Source organism: Paenibacillus sp. 32352, assembly GCF_002042965.1.
Classification (GTDB): domain Bacteria; phylum Bacillota; class Bacilli; order Paenibacillales; family NBRC-103111; genus Paenibacillus_S; species Paenibacillus_S vulneris.
The window spans coordinates 379,126-385,626 of the sequence record NZ_MZNT01000008.1 but is presented as its reverse complement, the minus strand read 5'-3'; the positions used below and the strand labels follow the sequence as shown (position 1 = coordinate 385,626).

Below are 6,501 nucleotides of genomic sequence, written 5' to 3'. Positions count from 1 at the left end.
TTGGCTAATGGTAGGCGCTTGCCAGCCCCCATTCCGGACTTTCACCGTAGAGATGACGCCCATGCTGGGCGTACATACGCAAAAAGCCTGATTCAGATAACTGAACCAAGCTTTTTCCCGTCTTATTGCTGTTGATTGCTGAAAATAGTGATGCCGTCTTTGTTGTTGTATCTTTCGGTAGCTTCCTTGATGACTTCGTTGCCGCCCTTAGCCTTGTACTCTTCGATAACCTTCGGCCAATCGGAGATCGGCTCCTTGCCGTAAATCATTTTCACCATGTGATCGATAATCAGCTTTGGACCTGTATCGCCAAGCGGCGTCAAATCCGGATATTTGGAGAATGCTTTGAGGTCCGGATTGAATCCGATACCAGGCAAGCCTTCTTTGGACAAGACCGTATCAAAGGCTTTCAAAATATCTTGCCCGTCCTGGCTGACACTTAGTTGCAGCTTGTTATAAGTAGAATCGGACGCCAGTCTCAAGGTCGTGCGGAATGCTTCTTCTTGAGTCTCCTCTTTATTCGTCGGAGCTTTGTAGTTGATTTTGCCGTTCTCGACCGTGTAGTTCTCGCCTTCTACACCAAGGCTAAAGAACTTGTCCGCTTCATCGCTCGCCATCCATTCCACAAACTTCATGATGCCGATGGCTTTCTCTTTATCTACGTTTTTGTTGATGTAGTAGGCGCTGACCATTGGGGAGTACAGGAAGTACCCGCCTTTTCCTTCCGGTCCTTTAGGAGAAGGAATGACATCCACCTTCGCATTAGGATCTACCGCTTTCAGATTCGTTCTGAAATCCTTCAAGCCGGTACCCACGTTCGCCGACCAGATCCCCGATTTACCGGCGTTGATGTTTTTGCTGTAATCCGTGGAGGAAATCGTAGCAAAATCTTTAGGCATCAAGCCTTCGTCATACATCGTTTTATATACCTGCAGAGCCTTCTGCATATTCTCTACATCAAAGAACTTCGGCACGATTTGGTCGCCTTGTTTTTCGAACTGGTCCTTGTAAGGAAGCACATCATATGCACCCAGAATCACGTCGGCATACTTGAAGTTTTCGCGCATTTGGTAAGGATTTTCTACGCCCAGCTTTTTGAAGGCGCGCAGGACATTCAAGAACTCGTCGACGGTAGTCGGCACCGGCAGTCCCGTCTTCTCCAGCAAATCGGTGCGGATATATGTACCGCGGCGGGACGGATTCGTCAAATAGCTCGGAATCGCGTAGATTTTGCCTTTATACGATACGGAATCCCATGCCGCTTTTGGAACCTTTTTATACACCGTAGGCGCATATTCCTTCAGCAGATCGTCCAGCGGCATAAATACGCCGGCTTCTACAGAGCCTGACATATCCTTGCCTGTCGGCATATCCAAGCTTCCAAGCACATCCGGAAGATCGTTGCCGGCGAACATCATGCTCATTTTTTCACGCTGAATCAAGCGGACGTCCAATTCCGTGTTCGTCAGCTTGTTCAATCTTTGAACCCACTTGTCCTTGTTTAGATCAGGGGAACGCTGCGCATAGCCGTCACCCGAAGTGATCGGATACGCGATAGAAAATTTTAATGGACCCTTATCCCCGGATTTTCCTGCCGAATCTTTCGCTTCTTCCCCTTTGGTAGAGCATCCTGCTATGGAACCTGCCGCAAGCGCCGTAACCATGACCATACTTACTGCTTTTTTCATAGTATTCCTTCTCTCCTGATGTTTATCTCTATTTTAACTTCCCCCTTATCTTAACTTATTTTCGACTTTGGCCCCAACGGTCTTAATTACGGGAGGTTGTGTTTTTTTACGATTAGAGAGGAATTCTCTTGTTCATTGCCAGTTCAAAACCGCACCAGTACAATAAAAAATGCCCGGCCAAGAAGCCGGACAGCTGTAAAAATTTATGTTTTTCGCAAATGCAAGCAAGGAGGTGTGTAAGCGTTGTCTATCCTTGATTTATCGTATTTTCCATTGCTTATAAAAATGAAGGACCGATTCGTCCGAGGGTGGATTATCTGCTATTTTTCATTACACGGTTCCATGAAAGGAGTATCTGGGCATCTCGTGCTCCCGGCTTATCGTCATCCGGACCGGAAGCTTGGCGAACCACTCATTGGCTGTCTGCACAGGCACCCACCTGACCTCCATAATTTCCTCATCGGGGTCGGACGACTGTAGCTCTCCCCCGACTATGGACGCTTCAAAGGTAACTAGCAAGGCATGATCTCCAGCTTCTTTAAAAAACACTTCCCTCACCGAGTAAAGGCCCTCGATTTGGATGTCGAGACCCGACTCCTCTTTCGTCTCCCGCTTGACAGCCTGCTCCAGCGTCTCTCCCGGCTCCACGGCGCCTCCGGGCAAGCTCCAGTACGCCTCGCTGTTGTGTTTATTTTTGACCATAACCACCTGTTCGCCTGTATCGTCCCGGATTAGCGCGATGGCTACATCGACTCGCTTAAACATGCTCCAAACCTCTTCCTCTGTTTGAATGAAAAAAGGACAAGTGCCGTCTGCACCCGCCCGCCGGTTTCTCCTTCTGGTCGTCAAGCTAATATTTCAATACACGATCGGCAATCCGTGCCGTCACGATATGACCACCATATGAATTGGAATGTCCGCACTCCAAAGGAGCTGCGCTAACGAAGCCGGTTTCTCTGCCTTCTATCTTGATCCTCCCATCCTCCAAAGTAACAATCGCATACAAAGGCTCTTCATAAGGCGCACACATCGTCAGTATCGGATGCTGCTCGGAGATTTCCTCCGAATACACCGTATGCTGATAGGGCTTGCCCATCCAAAAATAAGACATGCTGTTAATATGGATAAAATACAGGTCGTCAATCACCTTCACGCCATCCAAATGGTTATGACCATTCATACAAGCGATCACTTTGTTGAATCCGGCGGCCCTATTCGCTTCCTTCACGATAGACCGGAAATCCTCACTGTTATGTACGCCGTAGTTCACGTCCGTGTAGCTGGACTCCAGGTTTTGATGACTGAAAATAACGGTTGTTTTATCCGTTGCAGCCAGGTCGCCGCGAAGCCATTCCAGCTGTTCAGGGGTCAAATAATTGTTTGCCTCCGGGTGCCTATGGTAGTTGCAGAATTCATAGTCGATGTACCGGCCTTCGAGAAACAGGTTATTCCCGTCGAGCACGACGAAATGATAATCACCGTTGTCAAACGAATAGTAGCTCCGTTCCATCCCGATGAAATCCATGACCGTTCTTTTGCTGCACTTGTCCATGTCATGATTGCCGAGCACATGGTATCTTGGCCCTTCGAATTGCTCCCACGTGTTCACAAAGGATCGGTTCTCCGGAAGCGGATAGCAGAAATCACCCAACTGAATGATAAAATCGACTCGTTCCCGGTTCATATGCTCGATAAAGGTTCTCAAACGATCCTCGGCCTTGTACATAAAGTCCTGATGGACGTCGGCCATAATTCCGAATCTCACTGGCTTTGTCTCCATAGATGATCTACCTCTTTCTCTTAATGGAATGAGCAATTTGGCACTTTTTTTTCGAACGGGACATCGTTGCTTGAAGAAGGATGATGCAATAAAAAAATGAAACCCTTTTCATCATGAGGGATATTGGTAAAATTTTCAACCCTTCTCCTTGTATTTTTATTGTTAAAGCTGCTCTTCATGCTAAGACGGATGCGTCTCTTGGCCCAACTGTGTTATCATATAGGAAATTACTGGAAGGGCGTGTTATCGGATGTCGATATGGGAGCAAGCCCGTAGTACACAGATGGGAGGACCATGGCTCACTTATGCCGATCCGGCTGAAGCCGGTTGGTCGGCGGAGAAGCTTCAAGAGGCCAAACAGGTATTCGACGAAATAGGATCCGCTGCGCTTCTGATCGTCGATCGAGGCGCTGTTGCCGCTGCCTGGGGGAATGTGACGGTTCCCTATCGCTGCCACTCACTTCGCAAAAGCCTTTTAAGCGCCTTGTACGGAATTCATACGAAGCTGAATAATATAGACATCAACCGAACATTGTCTGAGCTCGGAATTGACGACGCACCGCCTTTAACCGAACAAGAAAGGCAAGCCAAGGTTGTCCATTTATTGAAGGCACGCTCCGGTATTTATCATGAGGCGGCTTCCGAAACAGCAGCAATGAAGAATAACCGCCCAGCAAGAGGCAGCCATGCTCCGGATACGTTCTGGTACTATAACAACTGGGATTTTAATGCTCTGGAGTCGATATTCGAGCGGGCTGTGGATTCCACGGTGTTTGAAGAATTTGAACACCGGCTCGCGATACCGCTTCACATGGAGGATTTCTCTCCCGCACTGCATACGCAAATGGTTAAGCAGGGGCAGTTCTCCATCCATGGCGCGAGGCATTATCGCCTCTCGGCCAGAGATTTAGCCCGTTTCGGGCTTCTTTACCTGCAACATGGGCGCTTCGGTGAACAGCAGCTGATTCCTGACGACTGGATTCGAGAAAGCACCGCGCCCCATTCGATAATGGAACCGTTAGGCACCGGTTACGGCTACCTATGGTGGATACCACTCGATGCCAAGTGGCGAGAGCTTGGCATGTACGAGGCTAGAGGAGTAGGCGGGCAATGCGTTACAATCCTTCCCAAAGAGGATCTAGTCATCGTGCACCGGGCGGATACGGACAGCGGCCGCCATGTGAATGGCCGTCAGGTGCTTCGATTGTATCAACTTATACTGGAAGCCAAAGCTGGAGCGCCAGCTATACAAGCCCCTCCCGAACTCATCCCTTTGGAGATGGATACGGGAGAGATGCAATTTATGCTGCATCATTATCTCTCCTTTCACCTTAAAGGCCGGGCGTTGGAAATGATTGAAGAAAAGCATTGGCTCGAGCCGCTGTCCGCTTCCAATTCAAGCTCGCCCAAGGACCTCCTTGTACGAATCGTACATCGCGATGCCATTGCTCTGGATATTCTCCAGTCTCAGATTCCCCCTGAAACAGCGGCAGAATGGGAACAAGCCAACCGTCTGTCATCAGCCGATGTTTCAAGACTCTGGCTCCGGCGTTATATGGAGCAAAGAGAGCGGCTTTACTCGATTTTACAGCGGCTATCCACTCAGGACTGGGAACGAACCTATCTGTGGAACGGGCGGGAGATTTCCGTGAAAACGTACTTTTTAACGAATGTTTTACTGGACTACCAGCTCTCCGAGCCTCTACTTCGATTCTTTCAAGCTCATAAAGATACCGAAGCTCACTAATACACGGAGCAGCCGAAATAAAAATAAGCCTCCGACTTTATCAGAGGCATGTTGATGTCTAGCTTATTGACGTTCAGCGTCACTGTTGTTTTTCGATTCGCGGCCCTTGACTACAGCCCAGCCGACCAGCCCCAAGGTGAAGAACAAGCCGCCAGCAGTCATCATATAAAGAAAACCGGACCATATCTCCGTATCATTAGGTCCCGCTCCTACCGGCCCCACCTTAGGCTTATAGGCAGCCCAATAGTAAATGACCGCTATGATCATGAACAACAACCCGAAGCCAGTAGTAACCACCGGTCTCCACGTTTTGTAGTGAGCTGGATGCGCGATCATGGTGTACAGGTCTTGGAGGAAAAGAAAGCCTAATACTATCGTACTTATGATGATTTGCAGCAGGAATTCCCCCTTGTATGCAAATTTTCATTGGAGGAAAAAGGATGATCCCTTTACCAGCCCTATTTACTTCGACGATTTGGCGCCAATGCTTCTCAGCCAAGTAGTCAGGGTGTCCCTTCGGGTGTCAAGACTACCAGCTATATCGAGGGGTGTCTCTGCCGCATAACCGGGAACCCCATTGATATCCGCTCCTTGAGCGAGCAGGTACTCGGCCGCACGCCGCTGGCCTCCGTGACAGGCTTGCCAGAATGCTTCGTTAATGTCATTCGTCGTAGGTGACGGGATGGAAGCCATCAGCTCTTCCATACGGGATATCATCCCCAGAGCTGCTGCATGCCAAAGCTTGTCAACACGAGCGCCTCGCTCGACTAAAAGCCTTGCGACATTCCAGCATCCATAACCCACTGCATTATCCAAAGGGGTGCCGCCAGCGATGGAACCCCCCACCGCTTCCATGTCGGCTCCCCCATCAATCAACGCAGCGGCAACCTCCACATCGTCACTGCTTGCCGCCCAGTGCAGCGGCGTCTCCGAGGGCTGTCCTTCCACGGTGGTAGCATTGGGGTCAGCTCCTGCAGCGATAAGCATCTTCACGATTTCGGGTGCATTGGGAAAATATCCGGGCCAGTCGGCAACAACGTGCAGTGCAGTACGCGAACCGCCTTTTTTATCTAAGGCTCTCTTTGATGCCAGGCCCGGAAACTCTTCCAGGAGGCGACGTATGGCGCCTGCATCGCAGGTTTTTACCGCATGAACGAACGACACTGCCACTGGATCATCTGGTTGGATGAAATCCATGACTTCCTCTCCTTGACCATTATTTGCGATCTGTTTTTCCAAAATAAACCTGCCTTCTCTATGATAGGCCAACATCGTCTACTCGATCA

The 6,501-nt window shown here is 49.5% G+C and carries 6 protein-coding genes; 1 reads left to right on the top strand and 5 read right to left on the bottom strand.

The features are described from left to right. Nucleotides 1-122: 122 nt before the first annotated feature. The 3 genes from B1728_RS20570 to B1728_RS20560 all read right to left on the bottom strand — a co-directional run bounded on the left by B1728_RS20570 (nt 123) and on the right by B1728_RS20560 (nt 3,468). Entirely contained in the window at nt 123-1,688 is a 1,566-nt protein-coding gene (locus tag B1728_RS20570) for an extracellular solute-binding protein (RefSeq protein WP_079912265.1), read from the bottom strand. A 330-nt stretch (nt 1,689-2,018) separates the two neighbouring features. Next, nucleotides 2,019-2,453: an NUDIX domain-containing protein gene (locus tag B1728_RS20565; protein ID WP_079912264.1), complete on the bottom strand. Its 435-nt coding sequence runs from the start codon at nt 2,451-2,453 to the stop codon at nt 2,019-2,021. A gap of 85 nt (nt 2,454-2,538) precedes the next feature. Next, entirely contained in the window at nt 2,539-3,468 is a 930-nt protein-coding gene (locus tag B1728_RS20560) for a metallophosphoesterase family protein (protein WP_079912263.1), read from the bottom strand. 250 nt (nt 3,469-3,718) lie between these two features. Here B1728_RS20560 and B1728_RS20555 point away from each other — a divergent pair, with 250 nt between their 5' ends. Continuing rightward, a complete protein-coding gene (locus tag B1728_RS20555) occupies nt 3,719-5,215 on the top strand; it encodes a serine hydrolase domain-containing protein (RefSeq protein WP_079912262.1) in 1,497 nt (498 codons plus the stop codon). 63 nt (nt 5,216-5,278) lie between these two features. Here the strand turns inward: B1728_RS20555 and B1728_RS20550 are convergent, their stop codons facing one another. Both B1728_RS20550 and B1728_RS20545 read right to left on the bottom strand, forming a co-directional pair. Continuing rightward, the gene (locus B1728_RS20550) at nt 5,279-5,551 is read right to left on the bottom strand and encodes a hypothetical protein (protein WP_144027938.1); all 273 of its coding nucleotides are present in this window, start codon (nt 5,549-5,551) and stop codon (nt 5,279-5,281) included. A gap of 126 nt (nt 5,552-5,677) precedes the next feature. Next, complete coding sequence (locus B1728_RS20545) at nt 5,678-6,412, bottom strand: ankyrin repeat domain-containing protein (RefSeq protein WP_079912260.1); 735 nt, start codon at nt 6,410-6,412, stop codon at nt 5,678-5,680. Between the last annotated feature and the right edge of the window lie 89 nt (nt 6,413-6,501).